Source organism: Cellulophaga omnivescoria (genome assembly GCF_027915275.1).
GTDB lineage: Bacteria > Bacteroidota > Bacteroidia > Flavobacteriales > Flavobacteriaceae > Cellulophaga > Cellulophaga omnivescoria.
This window is the reverse complement of sequence record NZ_CP115819.1, coordinates 1,300,754-1,320,648: the sequence shown is the minus strand read 5'-3', so window position 1 is coordinate 1,320,648 and position 19,895 is coordinate 1,300,754. Positions and strand designations below refer to the sequence as shown.

General features: G+C 33.5%; 20 protein-coding genes. 8 read left to right on the top strand and 12 right to left on the bottom strand.

The genetic code is table 11. From position 1 onward, the window contains the following. Window positions 1–60 precede the first annotated feature (60 nt). The 4 genes from PBN93_RS05885 to PBN93_RS05870 are packed head-to-tail and all read right to left on the bottom strand — an operon-like array spanning window position 61 to window position 3,175. Window positions 61–1,320: an MFS transporter gene (locus PBN93_RS05885; protein ID WP_077405290.1), complete on the bottom strand. Its 1,260-nt coding sequence runs from the start codon at window positions 1,318–1,320 to the stop codon at window positions 61–63. 55 nt (window positions 1,321–1,375) lie between these two features. Beyond that, a complete protein-coding gene (locus tag PBN93_RS05880; protein WP_077405287.1) occupies window positions 1,376–1,732 on the bottom strand; it encodes a hypothetical protein in 357 nt (118 codons plus the stop codon). An 11-nt stretch (window positions 1,733–1,743) separates the two neighbouring features. Continuing rightward, the gene (locus PBN93_RS05875) at window positions 1,744–2,268 is read right to left on the bottom strand and encodes an FMN-binding protein (RefSeq protein WP_271081664.1); all 525 of its coding nucleotides are present in this window, start codon (window positions 2,266–2,268) and stop codon (window positions 1,744–1,746) included. Then, window positions 2,252–3,175 carry a DUF6607 family protein gene (locus PBN93_RS05870; RefSeq protein ID WP_271081663.1) on the bottom strand — a complete coding sequence of 308 codons (924 nt, stop codon included), beginning with the start codon at window positions 3,173–3,175 and terminating at the stop codon, window positions 2,252–2,254. Before PBN93_RS05870 ends, PBN93_RS05875 begins: the two co-directional genes overlap by 17 nt. Window positions 3,176–3,277: 102 nt before the next feature. Between PBN93_RS05870 and PBN93_RS05865 the strand changes: the two genes are divergently transcribed. Next, window positions 3,278–5,410, top strand: a complete 2,133-nt coding sequence (locus tag PBN93_RS05865) for a TonB-dependent receptor plug domain-containing protein (protein WP_271081662.1) — start codon at window positions 3,278–3,280, stop codon at window positions 5,408–5,410. Window positions 5,411–5,420: 10 nt separating this feature from the next. Continuing rightward, on the top strand, window positions 5,421–6,506 hold the full coding sequence (locus PBN93_RS05860; RefSeq protein WP_271081661.1) for an HmuY family protein: 1,086 nt from the start codon (window positions 5,421–5,423) through the stop codon (window positions 6,504–6,506). 107 nt (window positions 6,507–6,613) lie between these two features. Here PBN93_RS05860 and recJ read toward each other — a convergent pair whose 3' ends face one another. Then, window positions 6,614–8,302, bottom strand: a complete 1,689-nt coding sequence (recJ, locus tag PBN93_RS05855; protein WP_271081660.1) for a single-stranded-DNA-specific exonuclease RecJ — start codon at window positions 8,300–8,302, stop codon at window positions 6,614–6,616. 81 nt (window positions 8,303–8,383) lie between these two features. Beyond that, entirely contained in the window at window positions 8,384–8,812 is a 429-nt protein-coding gene (locus PBN93_RS05850) for an OsmC family protein (RefSeq protein ID WP_077405269.1), read from the bottom strand. A 54-nt stretch (window positions 8,813–8,866) separates the two neighbouring features. On the opposite strand from PBN93_RS05850, the gene PBN93_RS05845 reads away from it, so the two are divergent. After that, on the top strand, window positions 8,867–9,469 hold the full coding sequence (locus PBN93_RS05845; protein ID WP_013620767.1) for a carboxymuconolactone decarboxylase family protein: 603 nt from the start codon (window positions 8,867–8,869) through the stop codon (window positions 9,467–9,469). A gap of 68 nt (window positions 9,470–9,537) precedes the next feature. On the opposite strand, the gene PBN93_RS05840 is transcribed toward PBN93_RS05845, so the two are convergent. The 6 genes from PBN93_RS05840 to PBN93_RS05815 all read right to left on the bottom strand — a co-directional run bounded on the left by PBN93_RS05840 (window position 9,538) and on the right by PBN93_RS05815 (window position 14,019). Then, window positions 9,538–10,089, bottom strand: coding sequence for a hypothetical protein (locus PBN93_RS05840; protein ID WP_271081658.1), 552 nt, complete (start codon window positions 10,087–10,089; stop codon window positions 9,538–9,540). A 2-nt stretch (window positions 10,090–10,091) separates the two neighbouring features. Continuing rightward, a complete protein-coding gene (locus PBN93_RS05835) occupies window positions 10,092–10,436 on the bottom strand; it encodes a HopJ type III effector protein (protein ID WP_271081657.1) in 345 nt (114 codons plus the stop codon). A 70-nt stretch (window positions 10,437–10,506) separates the two neighbouring features. Beyond that, window positions 10,507–12,261 carry a M28 family peptidase gene (locus tag PBN93_RS05830; protein ID WP_271081656.1) on the bottom strand — a complete coding sequence of 585 codons (1,755 nt, stop codon included), beginning with the start codon at window positions 12,259–12,261 and terminating at the stop codon, window positions 10,507–10,509. 28 nt (window positions 12,262–12,289) lie between these two features. Continuing rightward, window positions 12,290–12,961, bottom strand: coding sequence for a 16S rRNA (cytidine(1402)-2'-O)-methyltransferase (gene rsmI / locus PBN93_RS05825; protein WP_077405256.1), 672 nt, complete (start codon window positions 12,959–12,961; stop codon window positions 12,290–12,292). 14 nt (window positions 12,962–12,975) lie between these two features. Continuing rightward, the gene (locus PBN93_RS05820) at window positions 12,976–13,332 is read right to left on the bottom strand and encodes a DoxX family protein (protein WP_077405253.1); all 357 of its coding nucleotides are present in this window, start codon (window positions 13,330–13,332) and stop codon (window positions 12,976–12,978) included. Window positions 13,333–13,341: 9 nt separating this feature from the next. Then, window positions 13,342–14,019, bottom strand: coding sequence for a hypothetical protein (locus tag PBN93_RS05815; RefSeq protein WP_077405250.1), 678 nt, complete (start codon window positions 14,017–14,019; stop codon window positions 13,342–13,344). Between the two features lie 103 nt (window positions 14,020–14,122). On the opposite strand from PBN93_RS05815, the gene PBN93_RS05810 reads away from it, so the two are divergent. From PBN93_RS05810 to PBN93_RS05790, 5 genes are all read left to right on the top strand, one after another. Then, window positions 14,123–14,767, top strand: coding sequence for a thymidine kinase (locus PBN93_RS05810; RefSeq protein WP_077405247.1), 645 nt, complete (start codon window positions 14,123–14,125; stop codon window positions 14,765–14,767). Then, window positions 14,760–15,866, top strand: coding sequence for an alanine racemase (gene alr / locus PBN93_RS05805; protein WP_077405244.1), 1,107 nt, complete (start codon window positions 14,760–14,762; stop codon window positions 15,864–15,866). Before PBN93_RS05810 ends, alr begins: the two co-directional genes overlap by 8 nt. Before the next feature lie 64 nt (window positions 15,867–15,930). Continuing rightward, on the top strand, window positions 15,931–16,332 hold the full coding sequence (gene mscL / locus PBN93_RS05800; RefSeq protein ID WP_077405241.1) for a large conductance mechanosensitive channel protein MscL: 402 nt from the start codon (window positions 15,931–15,933) through the stop codon (window positions 16,330–16,332). Between the two features lie 173 nt (window positions 16,333–16,505). Next, entirely contained in the window at window positions 16,506–17,495 is a 990-nt protein-coding gene (locus tag PBN93_RS05795) for an aspartate-semialdehyde dehydrogenase (RefSeq protein ID WP_077405238.1), read from the top strand. Between the two features lie 219 nt (window positions 17,496–17,714). Next, complete coding sequence (locus PBN93_RS05790) at window positions 17,715–19,862, top strand: prolyl oligopeptidase family serine peptidase (protein WP_271081655.1); 2,148 nt, start codon at window positions 17,715–17,717, stop codon at window positions 19,860–19,862. Window positions 19,863–19,895: the final 33 nt, after the last annotated feature.

Genomic DNA, 19,895 nt, shown 5'->3' with positions numbered 1-19,895 from the left:
GTATTAAACGTAAAAATATAGGGATTTATTTTGTTTAAAGGCTAGAATATTAAAGCAAAATTATTCTTCTTTTTGGTGCTCTTCTACATCTTTACTTAGGTCTAATTTTCTAAAGCTAGGTGAAAAAATAGCAGTAGCACCTACGGTAATCAAAGTCATAGTTCCACCAAAAACCACTGCGGTTACAGTACCCATAAGTTTGGCTGTAAGTCCGCTTTCAAAAGCACCAAGCTCATTAGAAGAGCCTACAAACATAGAATTTACAGAGGCTACTCTGCCACGCATATGGTCTGGTGTTTTAAGTTGCAAAATAGTTTGCCTTATAATCATAGAAACACCGTCTACAGCACCACTAAAAAATAAGGCGGCAACAGACACCCAAAAGTAGGTAGACAGTCCAAACACAATAATACAAATACCAAAGGCAAATACAGCAAGTAGTAGTTTTTTACCAGCAAATTTGTGTAAAGGAAAACGGGTAGACATTAACATCATTAACGCTGCCCCCACAGCCGGTGCGGCTCTTAATACTCCAAAGCCTTCTGAGCCTACTTGTAAAATATCTTGTGCAAAAACAGGTAATAGCGCAACAGCGCCACCAAATAGCACTGCAATCATATCTAAAGTTAATGCGCCTAATACTGCTTTGGTTTTAAAAACAAAGGTTAGTCCTTCTTTTAAACTCCTAAAAACTGGTTCACCTATTTTAGGGTTAAGAATAGGTTTTTTAGGAATTTGGAGTAATACAATTAAAGCAAATAACGAAAACCCAAAAATTACACACATAGACCAGTGTACACCAATCCAACTTATAAAAAAGCCAGCTAAAGCTGGACCTAAAACTGATGCCATTTGCCAAGTAGTACTACTCCATGTAGCAGCATTTGGGTATATTTTTTTTGGAACAATTAAGGCAATTAACGAAAAAATAGTAGGGCCTAAAAACGCACGTACCAAGCCGCCTAAAAAAACTAAAAAATAGGTAATGTATAAAATTGTTTTGGTAGTAGTTTGTGCTATTACATTTGGCATACTAATTACAAACAAACCAAAGCTAATTACTGAAAAACCTAAAATACATTTAATTAAAAGGTTTCTTTTTTCTTTTTGATCTACAATATGTCCTGCAAATAGAGCCATAGACACAGCTGGTATCACTTCCATAAGTCCAATTACACCTAACGAAAGCGGATCTTTAGTTAAGGAGTACACTTGCCACTCTATAACTATAAATTGCATAGACCACGCAAATACCATAGCAAACCTAACTAGTAAAAAAGTATTAAATTCTTTGTAGCGTAGTGCAGCGTACGGATCCATTTTATAACTGTTTAGTTAGTGTAAATGTATTACAATTAACAAAGAGTTACTAAACTTAATTGTTACATATGTCACTTAAAAAATTATCTATGTTTAACTGAAAAATAGTGCCCTCAATTAAGTCGTTTATCGCTTTTAGCTCATTAGGGCTAACAGCCAAACTAACTTGTGGCACGGGAGTTTCTAACAACATAGCTCTGCACGATTTTTTTTTAGCGCAACAACTGCAAACGGCATTAGAGTTCATAGTGTTTTGTACATGCTCTGCAAAACGTATTAGTTCTTTATGGGTAAGTAAAAAACCAGTATCTCTAAACACCACTTGTATTTTACTTCGGTAATTTTTAGTCTCTTTTTTCCAATGAAAGGCAATTCCAAAATCATTATAATAAATAGCGTCTATGTCTCTCATAATCGTATAGGTTAAAGAAGTTTTTTATTGTTTAATTTCTGAATAGTTTCTAGAACATCTTTAACCGCAATTGTCATACTTTTTGCAGAAATAGTTGCGCCAGAAATAGCGTCTACATTTTTACCATACACCGGTTTTTTGTTTACAGATAAACCAATAAATTGTTTTAGCCAACGCTGTGCGCCTATTTGCCTGCCGTGGTCTTCTCTGTAAATTAAAACCTTTGTTTTTTTAATGCTTAAATCCTTGTTTACAAACACCACATAGTCAAATACATTTTTCATACTATTTGCTTGTCCAACGTATGCGTAACCTAGTAACTCTGTATCTGTGTTAATTTTAAAAACATAATCTTTAGGCGGAATCACATCACTTGTGATTCCGCTTAAGCTAAAAGATTCTGTACCGTAAGCAAAGCTTATAGCTGCATCTACTTTTTTTTGTAATTTTTCTGGTAGTTGAGGGCTAGTAAACGCCAGTAACAAAAATGAAAAAGCAATACATAGTAGGGTAGTTCTTTTATTTTTTAGTTGCATTTTCTGTTGTTTTGGTTAATGCAAATTTTTGTATTAAAGCAAGTATTTCTTTTTCGTTAGCATTTTTCTTTTCTAACCCATAAAAATGCATAAATAATGGTTTTTTATCTACAGCTTTAGCAAGTTCTATTTCACTGTTTTTAGTGTATACTTTGTCCCAAGCAGATCTAACTTTTGCCCAAAATTTCTTATTATTTTTCCACCAATCTTTTGCAGCTAAACATTGCTCATCTGGTACTCTTACATAGGTGTTATATCCTTTTTCCTGAGCTAAAAGAACATCTTTCTTACCAGTTTCTCTAATAATTTTGTCATTATCTTGCTCGTGTAACCAGCCATAATCTGTAATTTCTTGGCGGTTGCCTCTTGCCATTACATTATAATCACTTCTTTTAGAGTATTCTCTTCTTGGTAATGGAGAATCAGATTTGTTTTCCCAATAATTTTTGCCATTTGCATGTATCCAAGTTGCAGATCCAGAGTATCTAGGACTATCATCTACTTGGTAAACTAATTGTGTCCATTGTCCTTTTACTTCATTTTCTGGTAATTCTGTAAATACCCACTTGTTGTCTTTATCGTAATGAAAAACACGATTGTTTTCATACAACCAATCTTGCCTCCAATGCTTAATTACCATAGTATCTTTTATTACCAATAGGTGCTGTATAGACAGTTTGTTGTTTTCATCTTCAATTAACTCTGCCCATTCTAAAGCTCCAGAGGTATAATCTAAATGCTTTTCATAATCAATTTCTGGTGCAAAAGTTTCTGTGTACTTAAAATTTACTTTAAAACAACCACACATATCTTTAATAGATTCTTTGTCTAATTGTTTTTTGTCTTGTGCAATTCCTTGCAAACTAAAGCCAATTATTGCTATGGCTAAAAAAAGTACTTTTTTCATAATTGTGTATTTGTATGTAATGTCTGTTTTGTTCCTACAAAAATATTAAATTTATTTAGATTGATTAAAAATAACATATATATTTGTCGAAAATTATTAGGAATGATTCTAAATAGTAAATATTTGTCTATTTGTTTTATGCTTTTTTTCTCTGTTTTTGTGTTCTCACAAGAGTTAAAAAAAGACTCAATAAACTTAAATAAGTTAGAAGAAGTAGTTGTTACGGGACAATATAATCCGCAATCAATAAAAAAATCGGTTCATAATGTTATTGTAATAAACAGAGAGCAAATAGAAAACCAGGCAGCAAATAATTTGGCAGATATACTAAACTTTAATTTAAACCTAACAATAGTTCCCAATGGACAAACAGGAAAATCTACAATTTCTTTTTTTGGATTAGATGCACAATACTTCAATATTTTGGTAGACAATATTCCGCTGGTAAGTGATAGTGGACTAGGGAATAATATAGATTTAACACAAATAAACCTTGATGACGTAGAGCGTATTGAAATTGTAGAAGGAGCAATGGGAGTTGAGTATGGAGCTAATGCTGTTTCTGGAGTTATTAATATTATCACCAAAAAATCTAGTGATAGTGATTGGAAAGTACAAACAATTTTACAAGAAGAAACAATTAGTGACGAGTATGCTTGGTTTAACAAAGGCAAGCACATACAAGGACTAAATATTGGTCATAATATAAACAACAATTGGTTTGCTAGAGTTGGTATAAATAGAAATGAATTTGCAGGTTTTTATAATGGCAGGCAAGGCAAAGACTATTATAAAAATGATGGTTTAAGAGGATATGATTGGTTGCCTAAAACACAAATAAACACTAATGCATTATTAAATTACACTAAAAATAACTTTAAGCTTTTTTATAAGTTTGAATACCTAAATGAAGTTGTTAATTACTATGATGCAGCCGTTAGAGCTAATATAGATACACAATCGCAAACTAGTAATCCGTCTGCAACAGATAGAATTTTTACTACCAATAGATTTGTAAATAATTTAAGTGTAAACGGAATATTAAATTCTGGTGCTAATTATAAGGCTTCTGCATCGTATCAAAAACAAAAGCGCAACCTAAATGAGTTTAATAATTATATAATTACAAACCAGAGAAGTAATGAAACTGATGAGGTGTACCAGTCTAGTTCTGTCTTTTTCTCTAAAGGAAGTATTAACAACCTAATTAAAAGTGATTCTTATAATTTTCAACTGGGTTATGAGGCCCGTTTTATTAAAGGTTTTGATACCCAGGCTTCTGGAGAAGTAACAGAGCAAGACAAAGAACAGTCTCAAAGCAACTATGCAGTATTTGGATCTTCAGAAATAAATGCTTTAGATAAAATTCTTTTACGACCAGGTTTACGTTATGAATACAATTCAATTTTTAAGTCAAAACTTTTAGGTTCTTTAAGCGCACGCTACCTTATAAAAAATGGGTTTGAGTTAAGAGCAAACCTAGGGAACTCCTACCGTACACCAAATTTTGAAGAATTGTACTATTATTTTGTAGATAGCAATCATGATGTTAGAGGTAATGAAAATTTGAAGCCAGAAAACGGTTTTACGTCTTTTTTAAATTTAAAAAAACGTAGCTGGATTAAAAATACGTCGCTTTTAAACACATTAAAATTTACCTACATAGACGTAAAAGATAAAATTGATTTAGCCATTGTAAACCAAACGCCATTACAGTATCAATACATAAATGTTAATGCGTATAAATTATGGGGTGTAACATTAGATAATAGCTTAAAAGCAGATAATTGGACGTTTAATATAGGCGCTACTGTGCAAGGCATTTCTCAAGTTGCTAATGATGAGGTAAACTCAGATGATAAATTTCTGTATTCTTTTCAATTAAATACTAGTGGTACCTATCAAATAGAAAAATGGAATACCGCAGTAACTGTACTTTTAAAACACACGGGAGAACAACAAAATTATAGCGCTACAGGAACTGATGCTAACGGTAATCCAACTTTTTCCAAAACAACTACCAATGCTTACAATTGGTTAGATGCTTCATTAAAAAAATCTTTTTTAGAGAATACTTTTCAGGTTACTCTAGGGGCCAGAAACTTATTAGATGTTACAACTGTAGACGTTAATGGTCCTGTAGGAGGAGGAACTCATTCTTCTGCAAGCAATGGTATTTTACTTGGTTACGGACGATCTTATTACTTAAAATTATTATATAACCTTAAATTTTAAAATTACAATTATGTTAAACAAATTTTTAACTATTACACTATGCGCTTCAGTTTTAGCTTTTACTAGCTGTAGTAAGGATGATGAGCCTGGAGAAGCTATTAAAGTTGTTATAGAAGGAGCGTCTATAGCTCCAAATGTTGGAGGACCAAACGAGCCAAACCAAGTATATGTAGATTTAAGTGCCAATACATCTTCAGTAGTGCAAAGAGACACTTGGGATTTAGGATTTTTCTCCGGTGAAGATTTTAGAGTAGTGCTAAATGGATCAATATATATGGCAACAGCTAAACTTTCTGTAACAGATATTGATGCTATAAACTCAACATCACAAGAAATTAAAGATTTACAACCACAGGTAGCTATTGGTACTTTTGATCCTGCAAATTCTGAATTTGTTGATGCTCCAGATGGTAACATTTTAGAAACTGCTGTAGATGAAGTTTCTAGTACAGATACTAACAACCCAGTGTACCTTGTTAATTTAGGTTTTAAAGTTGGTACAGAAGTTCCTGGTACAGGAAGTGTAGCTGTTAGTGGAGACACCAGAGGCTGGAAAAAAATTAGAATTTTAAGAAATGGTGATGATTATATTTTACAATATGCAGATTTAGATGATACCACACATAAAGAAGTAACCATTTTTAAAAGTACCGACTATAATTTTACATTTTTTAGTTTTGATACAGAGACAGAAGTTACTGTTGAACCTGAAAAAGAGAATTGGGATTTAAATTTTACTGTTTTTACTAATGAAATAGAAGGCTATGGGTCTTATGGGTATTCTGATTTTGTGGTTAATAACGCAAAGGCTAATGCAAAAGTATATATGATAGATACAGAAGTTGAAACTGAATTGAGTTATGACAACTTTACGTTAGCAAATGTTGATGCTTCTAAATTTATTAATGACCAAAGAGGAGTAGGAAGTAGTTGGAGAAATGGTGGTGGACCAGGAGCTCTACCTTCTTTAAAAGACAATGTTTTTTATGTGATGTCTGATACCGACGGAAACCTGTACAAAATTAAATTTTTAGCACTTACAAATGCAGATGGAGAACGTGGCCATCCTGAGTTTGTGTATTCATTATTAAAGTAAAAGAATAAACAATTATTTACCCTTAATAAAGGAGTAATAGCAAAGTTAAGTTTTGGGTTAGTTTTTTTTCTAAAAAGTCCAAACATCTAATTGGTGTTTGGGCTTTTTTATCTAATATCTCTAAGCTTTAATTGTAGACTTACATTGCCTTTCCATTCATTTTCATCTAAAGAAAAGACAGCGCTAAATGGCTTTTTGTTTTGTACTAAAGATAATTTGTCACCTAAATTAAAACCAATAGCTCCAATTTGGCTAGAACCATTTTGTACAGCAGCTAATTTTAAATGCGCTTCTTCTTGCCCTACTCCTTTTGCATAACCTGTGTCTTGTAGGTTTTCTGCCATAAATACGGGCGACATATTACCAGGACCAAAAGGTTCCATTTGTTTAATAATTCGCATTAATTTAGGACTTATTTCATTAAAATTAAGCTCTGCATCTATAGTAATTTCTGGAGTTAAAAGATTAGGGTCTATAGTTTCTGCAACTACTTTTTCAAACGCTGTTTTAAAACCATCATACTGTGCTTCAGATAAGGTTAAACCAGCAGCATATTTATGGCCTCCAAACTGTTCTATGTGTTCTGCGCAAGCTTCAAGGGCGTTGTAGACATCAAACCCTTTTACAGAGCGTGCAGATGCAGCTAATTTTTCTCCACTTTTAGTAAAAACCAAAGTAGGTCTGTAATAGGTTTCAGTAAGTCTAGATGCTACAATCCCAATAACACCTTTGTGCCAATTTTCATTATAAACTACAGAGGTAAAATGTTTATCTTCTTTGTTGTCTGTAATTTGTACTAAAGCTTCTTTGGTAATTTCTTGGTCTAGTTCTCGCCTATCTGCATTGTACTGTTCTATGGCAGCAGCAAATTCTTCTGCCTGTTCCAAATTTGTTTCGGTTAGTAAATTAACAGCGTGCAAACCGTGTACCATACGTCCCGCAGCATTTATACGCGGTGCAATTACAAAAACAACATCTGTAATGGTAAGTACATCTTTTTTTATCTGATTTATAATAGCTTTAAAACCTGCTCTAGGAGTACTATTTATTACCTTTAATCCAAAATAAGCTAGCACTCTATTTTCGCCAGTAATAGGCACAATATCTGCACCAATTGCCGTAGCAACCAAGTCTAAATAAGGCACTAAATCCTCTATAGTTTGTCCTCTTTTGCTACCTAAAGCTTGTATTAATTTAAAACCAACACCACAACCACAAAGCTCGTCATACGGGTAATTGCAATCGGCTCTTTTGGCATCTAAAACAGCAACAGCATTTGGTAATGTAGCACCAGGCCTGTGGTGGTCACAAATAATAAAATCTACACCTTTTTCTTTTGCATAAGCTACTTTATCTACCGCTTTTACACCACAATCTAATGCAATAATTAGACTAATATCATTATCATCTGCATAGTCAATACCAGCATAAGACACACCATAACCTTCTTTATACCTATCTGGAATATAAGTAGTAACATTTGGGTAGTAGCTTTGTAAATAAGATGATACTAACGCAACAGAAGTTGTGCCATCTACATCATAATCGCCAAAAACCATAATATTTTCTTCATTGGCAATAGCTTGCTCTATGCGAGCAATAGCCAAATCCATATCTTTTAATAAATATGGGTCGTGTAAATCTGATAGTTGTGGTCTAAAGTATTTTTTAGCCTCTTCAAAAGTTGTTATACCGCGCTGTAATAATAGTTTAGCCACAATTTCATCAACCTGTAATGCATTTTGTAGTTCGGCTACTTTTGCAGCATCAGGTTTAGGTTTTATGGTCCAGCGCATATAGTGTTTTTTTGTTTAAGAGTTATGAGTCAAGATAAAATATTCAAGAATTTTAAACTTGAGTAATTTTCAACAGTTAATTTAAGCGTGATGAAAAATAGTTTTAATGTCTAATGTTGCAAAACGTCTAAACATTTCCATAACACCACAGTATTTTTCAACTGATAAATCTACCGCACGTTGCAATTTTTTTTCATCTAAATTACTACCGTGAAAATGGTATTCTATAGTAACAGCATCATAATACTTTGGGTGCTCATCTGTTAAGTTTGCAATAGTTTCAATTGTAAATTCATCTACATCTAACTTCATCTTTTTCATTAAAGATGCAACGTCTAAACCAGAGCAACCCGCTAAGCCAGAAAGCATAAGCGCTTTAGGTCTGTAACCTTGCCCGTCACCACCATCTTCTTTTGCAATATCTATAGTTAGGTTATTCCCAGACGGGTTGTTACTTTCAAAAGCCATGTTGCCCAACCATTTGGTTGTAATATGATTTGTTGTACTCATAATTTTTTTTCGTTTCTTGTAGATTCAAAAATACAACTAAATATAAAAATAACTATGGCTTTAGTAAACCCTTTAGACCCTAATCACGATTCTGAAACAAAAGAATTGGCAGAATTTTTTAATGAGACCTTAGGCTTTTGTCCTAATTCTGTTTTAACAATGCAGCACAGGCCAGCAATATCAAAAGCTTTTATAAACTTAAATAAAGCAGTAATGGCTAATGAGGGCAATGTAACATCTGCCCTAAAACGTATGATTGCTTGGGTTAGTAGTAACGCTACTGGTTGTAGATATTGCCAAGCACATGCTATTAGAGCAGCAGAACGTTACGGAGCAGAGCAAGAGCAGTTAGATAATATTTGGGAGTACAGAACTCACGCTGCTTTTTCTGATGCAGAACGTGCAGCCCTAGATTTTTCTTTAGCAGCATCACAAGTGCCAAATGCTGTAAATGCAGAAATTAAAGAGAACTTGTATAAATACTGGAACGAAGGTGAAATTGTAGAAATGTTAGGTGTTATTTCTTTATTTGGATATTTAAATAGATGGAATGACTCTATGGGAACTTCTATAGAAGAAGGCGCTGTAGAAAGTGGAAATCAATATTTAGGTAAACACGGTTGGGAAGAAGGTAAACACAACGGAAGCGCTTACTAAAAAGCAACCTGAATACTATTTATAAGCCCTGCCATTTTGGTGGGGTTTTATTTTTTAAGATTGATGTATTATTCGTTTACAACAACAAGTTCGCCATCATTGGGAATGGCATATTCTTCACAAGAATTTTTAATTTCGTTGTAGCGTTTAGGGGAAACATCTAACCAGAAATCATCACCAAAAAGATTAAAAAAGTATCTGTTATCAACGTGTTTTTGATACATACTTTCTATTTTATAATTGTTTTTTGCGGCGGTGGTGTTTGTAACAGAATCTGTGACAGATATTGGGTAGTTGTTTTTATTTACGTAGTGGATATAAATAGTGTCTTTACAAAACAAAAAGTTTTTAGGTTCTCCGCTACCCAAACTCCAGTTAACATCTGGTTCATGTAGTAAAACATTGTATTTGTAGGTGTGCGTAGTACCGTAATTAGAGCCTGTTAATATACCTATAGATGTTTCGTCCTTATTGGTTTTTAAAACAGTTAACCGCATACCGTTAGGTAATACCAGGCTTTTTTCGGTAGTACTTTCTTGTGTATTGCTTTTACAACTAAGTACAGTTATGCTTAAAGCAATTAAACAAATACAAGTTACTATTTTAAAACGGGATTTCATCTTTATTTTTCCTTTAAGGCATCAACACTAAAAACTAAACCATTAAAGCCGGTTTGCATAAAATTCCTAATGTTTAAATGTCCATTTCCTTCTGGGTCTTGTAATACATCTTTTCTATAGTAATCTCCAAAACAAGCCAAAGTTTCTTCTTTGGATAATTCTTGTTTTAAAGCAAAAGCAAACAATTTACAAGAGCCAGAGTTTTCACCCTCTTTATTATCTAAGCTGCCATTTTTAAAAGCCGTTGGTGTAAAGGTGTAGTTATCTTCTATAACCTGCATTGTATCTGTAAAAGCAATAGCAGTTGGGTTGTTTTTTAGTTTTTCTTTAAATTGATCTAAAGTCATATGGTAAAAGTATAATTGTTTTTTAATGTGTTTATCCCATTTTACAGTGAAAAAGTAAGCAGGTAAGTACTTATTTTTTTAGCTCAGCAATACATTGTTCGGCAGTTTGTTTTATTGTTGCTTGGGCTTTAGAGATAGTATAATTTATGGTTGACGCATTGGTAACCATATCTAAAGTAGAACTAACAGCCGCTGTATACCAATTTTGCCAAGCGTTTATAATGTCTATTTGTATTTCTAATTTATCGCCATTTGCTAGTGCTATTTTTCCTTGTTTTAATTCTTCTTGTAAACGAGAAATTGCAGCTTTTTCAGTATCCAAAATTATAGCTTTTGCTGTATCTTCATCTGCGTTTAACAGTTTGTAAGCACTAATTAAAGCTGCTGTACCTACGTTTTTAAGTGTAGTTTTAGAAACCTTATCTAGTCTGTCATTATCTGTGTGATAAAATTGATCTGTAAAATGCCAAAACAATACTCCAGGAATATCTGCCGCTAAAAACGGGGTATGGTCACTACCACCTTCATAAGGATTTGTATTTACCTCCCAGTTTGTACGTTTACCTTGTTCTTTAAATATTTTTAGTACAAAATCATTTAAATAATGTGGTTTCATTTGTTCTAAAGACAAAACACTACCACCCCATTCTGTATGCTTGTCATTTCCTCTTGTCCAAATTGCACTTGGATCTGGCATTTTTTCAATTAAAAAAGAACCACCAGTAATAGTGGTATTTTCGCCAACCATATCTAAACTAATTCCCCATTTTATATTTTTAGCTCTTGCTTTATCTTCTTGCACATACCTTTTGGTAGAAACTATTTCATCTCCCCATAAAAAGGTTAATGTTCTTTTTGGGTTTAGTTTACCTTCTTTAATAAATTTGGCTGTTAATGTGGCCATCTCTAAAGCAACGCCAACACCTGTAGCATTATCGTTTGCACCAGGTTCTTGTACGTGTGCGCTATATACAAGTCTTTGTTCTGGGGCAACTGCTCCTTTAATATCTGCAACCAATGTTAATTCTGTAGATGGGTAAATGTTGGTTTTAATATTTGCAGTAACAATTACTTTTTCTTTTTGCAATTTCTTTTTAAGTCTTTCTTTGGCGTAGTAAGACAGTGCTATTGCCCAGCCTTTAACATCTTTATTTTGTGGTATAGACCTAAACTGTATAGATGTTGTGTTTTTTTCTGGTTGTAAATAGCTTGGGTTGCTGTAAGATAATATTCCTGCTGCACCACCTTTAACTACGGCAGTATTAAAAACTCTAGCCGGACTAGTTTCTACAAAAACAATTTTACCTTTTACGTTAGTATCTTTTAGCTTAGATACATCTGCAATATAAATCACCTCTGCTGTTACACCGTTTTCTGGTGTGCTGTAAGAGTTTAAAGCAATCATAGTACTATTGGTGCTATTTTGCAATAAAGGCAAGTTTTCACCTTGTATTGTTAGGCTAGCATCTACAGACTCCCAAGTAGGTTGCTCTAAAGGTCTTTTTTCAATACGGTAAGTTAAAACAGTATTCTCTGTAGCCTTCTCTTGAAGTACAAAGCCGGCTTTTTCTAACTCATTAGCAACATAGTGTATACTTTTATTAAAACCAGTATTACCAACTACACGCCAATATTTTTCTACAAAAGCTGTAGTGTTGTAGGCTAAACTTCCTGTAAATTCTTTAGTTACTATTTCTGTGTAATCAGTATCAGCAAATTTGTTGACTACTGTATTTTGCTTTTTTATTACAGCGGTTTTAGTTAGTGTTGGCTTACAAGAAAATAATGAAACTAAAACACATATTAATGCAATTTTTTTATACATAGAGCAACTAATTTTTAAAATGAAAGTACTACTTTTTACCACCAACAATAATCACAATTTCCCCTTTAGGAGGTTTTGCTGTGTAGTGTTCTAAAACTTCTTGTGCAGTACCACGTATTGTTTCTTCAAACATTTTGGTAAGTTCTCTAGAAACAGAAACTGGTCTGTTTTCACCAAAATATTCTACAAAATGGCCAAGCGTTTTAATAAGCTTGTGTGGCGACTCATAAAATATAATAGTTCTGGTTTCTTCTGCTAATAATTTTAAACGTGTTTGTCGCCCTTTTTTAACAGGTAAAAAACCCTCAAAAACAAACTTATCATTAGGTAGTCCACTATTTACTAAGGCAGGTACAAATGCCGTAGCTCCAGGCAGACAGTCTACCTCTAAATTATTTTCTACGCAAGCGCGAGTTAATAAAAAACCAGGATCTGATATGGCAGGAGTCCCTGCATCAGAAATTAAAGCAATATTTTCTCCTGCTTGTATACGTTTAACAATGCTATCTACCGTTTTATGCTCGTTGTGCATATGGTGACTGTGCATTTGCGTATCTATTTCAAAATGATGTAATAGTTTTCCGCTGGTACGTGTATCTTCGGCTAAAATTAAATCTACCTCTTTTAAAACTTTAATAGCTCTAAAAGTAATATCTTCTAAGTTACCAATTGGTGTTGGTACCAAATATAATTTTCCCATTGTAAAAAGTATAATTAAGGTCTTTGGTTTTTATCAAAGTAGTAAGATAGTGCAGCACCTACAAAGGCAATAGCAGCAAATAGGTAACCACCATTATCTGTAATATAATGTGCGGCAAATGCCATTGATGTATTTAGGAAAAAACCAAAGTAAGCCCACTCTTTAAGTGTTTTAGAAAAATTAACCCAAATAGCTACTAAGCCCAAAATTTTAGCAATTGCTAATGGGTACACTAAATACGTAGGGTAGCCTAAGTGTGTAAAATACCCAGATATTGCGGTGTAGTTGAAAAAGTAATTGTAAACAGAAAAGCACATAATTGCTGTAAGCAATAATGTGCCAATCCAATAAAGTATTTTAGTACTATTCATAAAACAGTTTTATGCAAATTTACGTTCAATAATTGCCATAAAACGTTCTTCATACTCTTCTTTTCCTACCCAATTGTTATAATCTGGTTTTACCATATTATTTATAAATGATACTGAGCGCTCCTCGGTATCTATTGTACTTAGTTGAGATAGTACTCTTTGGTAATCTTCATTACTATTATTAAACAGGTGTTTTACAAAAGCAAGTCTGTCATTTAAACCAATTTTAATTTCGCCATTTACAATTTTACTTATTGTTTTTTCTTGCTTTACGTTAGCTTTAGTTTCTGGCACAAAAAGTTCTTGGTCGTTTTTAGCGTACTCTGGTTTTTGTGCAAACTCGTTAAGCATATCATCTGTAGGTATTGGCTCACCCATTTCTGGCATCATATCCATAATGGTGTTAATACCAGGAGTAATAATATCTTCTTGGTGTGGGTTGCTTTCTGGAACAGATGTATTCTCATAAATTACAGCGTTTGCTAATTTTTCAAACTTTTCTGCAATAATATTTTTAGTAACATCTACTTCTACATCATGTAATTTTTCTTCAATAAATTTTAGGACCGCCAATTTCTCATATAATTCTTTAGCAGTTTCGTATAAATCAGAAACATTGTCTAATTCATTGGAAGTTAGTATGTCCGTAGACATTTTCATTAATTCTTGTTTTAATTTTTCCTTCATCTCCCTAATATTTTAAAACTTTATCTGGTTAAAATTTTCAATAATTTTAATCGATCTACTAAATAAGAACGAAAAACGCTTTATTTTCGTCTAAAAATACAAAATGTTTCTTGAAAATACGGTTAACCCTAAAGAACAATTTGGCTGGATAGAGGTTATTTGCGGATCTATGTTCTCTGGTAAGACAGAAGAACTAATTAGAAGATTAAAACGTGCGCAGTTTGCGAAGCAAAAAGTTGAAATTTTTAAGCCTATTGTAGATACACGCTACCATGAAGAAATGGTAGTGTCTCATGATGCAAATGAAATAAGGTCTACGCCAGTGCCTGCTGCGGCAAATATACGGTTGTTGGCAGACGGTTGTGATGTTGTAGGTATAGATGAAGCTCAGTTTTTTGATGACGAAATTGTAACAGTTTGTAATGATTTGGCTAACAAAGGCATACGTGTTTTGGTTGCTGGTTTAGATATGGACTTTAAAGGAAACCCATTTGGGCCAATGCCAGCCTTAATGGCTACAGCAGAGTATGTAACTAAAGTGCATGCAATTTGTACACGTACGGGTAATTTAGCCAATTATAGTTTTAGAAAATCTAATAATGATAATTTAGTAATGCTAGGTGAAACTGAAGAGTATGAGCCACTAAGTAGGGCAGCTTATTACAAAGCAATGCTTAAAGAAAAGGTAAAAACTATAGACGTGGACGCAGAGCAAATAAAAGACCCAAAAAAAAATAGTAATGCCTAAGGCAACAGAAACTGTTTTAGAAATTAACTTAAAATATCTAGAGCAAAATTACAAATACCTAAAGTCAAAATTGCAGCCAAAGACAATGTTTTTAGCTGTAGTTAAAGCATTTGCCTATGGTAGTGACCAGGTACAAATTGCAAAAAAAATAACAGAACTAGGAGCAGACTATTTAGCTGTTGCATATACTAGTGAAGGTGTTGCAATACGTAAAGCAGGCATACAAACACCAATTTTAGTTTTACATCCGCAAGAAGTAAATTTTGAAGAAATTGTGGCTTATAATTTAGAACCAAGTATTTATTCAGACCGAGTTTTAAATCAGTTTATAGCATATGCTTCATCAATTAACAAGCAAAATTACCCAATACATTTAAAATTTAATACAGGTTTAAATAGGTTAGGCTTTTTAGAGGTTGATATAGATCAAATTATAAAAAAAATAACAGAAACTGAGGCTATAAAAGTGGCTTCTGCTTTTTCTCATATGGCAGCGTCCGAAGATCTAACAGAAAAAGAATTTACAGATCAGCAAATACAATGTTTTAAAACTATAAGTAATACATTAGATGGTTTACTTGGATATTCACCTATAAAACATATGTGCAATACATCTGGTATTTTAAATTATCCAGATGCCCACTTTAATATGGTACGTAGTGGTATTGGGTTGTATGGTTTTGGTAACGATGTAAAGTATGATGTGTATTTAAAACCAATAGCGAGTTTAAAAACAGTAATTTCTCAGTTACATTATTTAGAGCCAAACCAAAGCGTTGGGTATAATATGGCTTACAAAGTCACTAATAAAATGATAACAGCAACACTTCCTGTAGGCCATGCCGATGGAATAGGCAGAATTTACGGTAACCAAAAAGGGTTTGTGTTTATTAATGGTAAAAAAGCACCAATACTTGGTAATACCTGTATGGATATGATTATGGTTAACGTTACCAATATAGACTGTAAAGAAGGAGATGAGGTTATAGTTTTTAATGAAACTTACACTGCAGACGCATTGGCAACTGCAGCCGGTACAATCTCTTATGAGCTAGTAACGGGCATATCACAACGTGTTAAACGAGTTTTTAATTTTTAAGAAAATTTTAAGAAACTGTAATTTTTACTATATTGCAGCTATTAACTAAATAAATACACTAAACATGTTAAAAGAATTTAAGAATTTTATTATGACTGGCAACGTTATAGACTTAGCGGTTGCAGTATTATTAGCAGGCGCAATGGGTCTTGTTGTTAGCGGTTTTGTTAGCGATATTATGATGCCTCTTGTAGGTCACTTCTCTGGAGGAATTGATTTTGCAGATATGAAAGTTGTTTTAGATGAAGCCGTAGTTGCTACAGATGGAACTGTTACTAAGCCAGAAAATGCAATATTATATGGAAAATGGATTAATGCAATAATTAACCTTATTATTGTTGGTTTTGTATTGTTCATAATTGTAAAAGCATACAACAAAACAAAAACTCCTCCGGCTCCAGCTGCACCAGCAGGACCAACACAAGAAGAGTTATTAGCACAAATTAGAGATTTACTAAAAAAGTAATTCACTAATAACCACATACAGCCGCCAAGTTTATTACTAAGCTTGGCGGTTTTTTATGCTTTATTTCATAATGTTACAAATAAAACAATTTGTTATATTTATTTTAATCTTCTTAATGTTGCTTGGCGGTTAAACTACATTAAACTACATTTGTTATTCTAAATATTATAAAAATGAAAGTAGCCGTAGTTGGAGCCACAGGAATGGTAGGAGAAGTAATGCTTAACGTATTACAAGAACGTAATTTTCCATTAACAGAGTTATTATTAGTAGCCTCAGAACGTTCTGTAGGTAAAAAAATGACCTATAACGGCAAAGAACATACCGTTATTGGCTTAGCAGATGCTGTTGAAGCAAAACCAGATTTAGCAATTTTTTCTGCAGGCGGAGACACCTCTTTAGAATGGGCTCCAAAATTTGCAGAAGTAGGTACAACCGTAGTAGACAATTCTTCTGCTTGGCGTATGGATCCTACCAAAAAATTAATAGTTCCAGAAATTAATGCTAGTGAACTAACCAAAGAAGACAAAATTATTGCAAACCCAAACTGCTCTACCATACAATTAGTAATGGTTTTGGCACCTTTGCATGCAAAATATAAAATGAAACGCGTAGTGGTTTCTACCTACCAATCGGTTTCTGGTACAGGCGTAAAAGCGGTAAAACAATTAGAGAATGAGACGGCTGGTATAAAAGGAGAAATGGCATATCCTTACCCAATTAGCAGAAATGCGTTACCACATTGTGACGTTTTTATGGATAACGGTTACACAAAAGAAGAGATGAAACTATCTCGTGAACCACAAAAAATATTTAACGATCGCACTTTTTCATTAACAGCAACTGCAGTACGTATACCAACAGCAGGTGGCCACTCAGAGTCTGTAAACGTAGAGTTTTATAATGATGCAGACGTTAGCGAGGTAAGGCAAATATTAAGCAAAACAGCAGGCGTAGTTGTACAAGACAATCCAGATACAAACACCTACCCAATGCCAGTTTACGCACACAATAAAGACGATGTTTTTGTAGGTCGTATCCGTAGAGATGAGTCGCAAGCAAACACATTAAATATGTGGATAGTTGCAGACAACCTACGTAAAGGAGCAGCAACAAATGCCGTGCAAATTGCAGAATACCTTAACAATAATAAGCTACTGTAACAGGCAGTTGTAGTTTTGGGTGTTCCTAACGGGCGGGCTTTACATTGCAATCTTTTTTAAGAAAAATAAAAAAGGATTTTCATTGCAATCCCTAACACAAAAAAATAGAAACCTTTAAGAAGAATACTTCTTAAAGGTTTTTTTGTATTATTTTTAAAAGCATAAAGCTCTAAATTCAATACAGTTAAGTTTTATCAACCTAAAAATAAACAAATTCTTATGAAACAATTAAGCATATTTATTTTTACTGCTATTACCTTTGTAGCCTGTAAATCACCTTCAAAAAAAGAAGCAATTATGACCTCATATCCATCAACCAAAAAGGTAGACACCGTAACCAATTATTTTGGTACAACTGTAGCAGACCCATACCGCTGGTTAGAAGATGACCGTAGTGCAGAAACAGAATCTTGGGTTAAAGAGCAAAATAAAACAACCTTTGGGTATTTAGATCAAATTCCGTTTAGAGAAAGCTTAAAACAAAGACTAGAAAAATTATGGAATTATGAAAAATTAGGAGCACCTTTTAAAGAAGGAGATTACACTTATTTTTCAAAAAATAATGGATTACAGAATCAATCTGTAATCTATAGAAAAAAAGATGGCGAAGAAGAGGTTTTTTTAGACCCTAACAAGTTTTCAGAAGATGGTACAACATCATTAGCAGGTTTAAGTTTTTCTAAAGATGGTTCTTTGGCAGCGTACTTAATATCTGAAGGTGGTAGCGACTGGCGAAAAATTATTGTTTTGGACTCAAAAACAAAAACCGTTGTAGAAGATACTTTGGTAGACGTAAAATTCAGCGGCTTATCTTGGAAAGGTAATGAGGGCTTCTTTTACTCTAGTTATGACAAGCCAAAAGGGAGCGAGTTGTCTGCAAAAACAGACCAGCACAAACTATATTACCATAAATTAAAAACACCACAAAGCACAGACGAGCTGGTTTTTGGAGGCACACCGGAAGAAAAACATAGGTATGTTGGCGGTAGTGTTACCGAGGATGGTAAATATTTACAAATTACAGCAGCAGTATCTACATCTGGTAATAAATTATATTTAAAAGATTTAGAAACTAATGAGGTAAAAACAGTAGTTGAAGACACAAAATCTGATACTTACGTAATAGATAATGTTAGCACTAAACTATATGTAGTAACCAATTTAAACGCACCTAACCAAAAGGTAGTTGTTACAGATTTTAGTAATCCCACACCAGAAAATTGGGTAGATTTTATACCAGAAACAGATAATGTGCTTACAGCAGGTACTGGTGGTGGTTACTTTTTTGCCAATTATATGGTAGATGCTATATCTAAAGTATTACAATATAATTACAATGGAGATTTGGTACGTACTATTGAGCTTCCGGGTGTTGGTACAGCTTCAGGTTTTGGAGGTAAAAAAGAAGAAAAAGAGTTTTACTTTTCTTTTACCAACTACAATACACCAGGATCATCTTATAGCTGTAACGTAGAAACAGGCAAATACAAACAATATTGGAGTCCAAACATAGATTTTAATTCGGATGATTACGAGTCTAAACAAGTATTTTATGCTTCTAAAGATGGCACAAAAATACCAATGATAATTACCTATAAAAAAGGATTAGAACTAAACGGTAAAAATCCAACTATACTTTATGGTTACGGTGGCTTTAATGTAAGCCTAACCCCTAGTTTTAGTATTAGTAATGCTGTTTGGATGGAGCAAGGTGGTGTGTATGCTGTTCCTAACTTAAGAGGTGGTGGCGAGTATGGTAAAAGATGGCATGATGCAGGTACAAAACAACAAAAGCAAAATGTTTTTGACGATTTTATAGCGGCAGCAGAATACTTAATAGAAAATAAGTACACTACACCAGAATATTTGGCACTTAGAGGTGGCTCTAACGGTGGTTTATTGGTTGGTGCAACAATGACGCAGCGTCCAGATTTAGCTAAAGTAGCATTGCCTGCAGTAGGTGTTTTAGATATGCTGCGCTACCATACATTTACAGCAGGTGGTGGTTGGGCTTATGACTACGGGACAGCAGAAGACAACAAAGAAATGTTTAATTATTTATTAGGCTACTCACCAGTGCATAACGTTAAAAAAGGGGTAGCATACCCTGCAACTTTAATAACTACAGGAGACCATGATGATAGGGTTGTGCCTGCACACAGTTTTAAGTTTGCGGCAGAGTTACAAGAAAAACAAACTGGGGCTAACCCAACATTAATTAGAATAAATATTAATGCTGGTCACGGAGCTGGTAAATCTACCGAAGCTATAATTAATGAGCAAGTAGATGTGCAAGCATTTACATTATTTAATATGGGATATAAAGAGTTGCCAAATAAGGCAGTTTTAAAAGATTTTAAAGAATAAGAACTATTAATTTCAAAAAAATCCGTTTCTTAC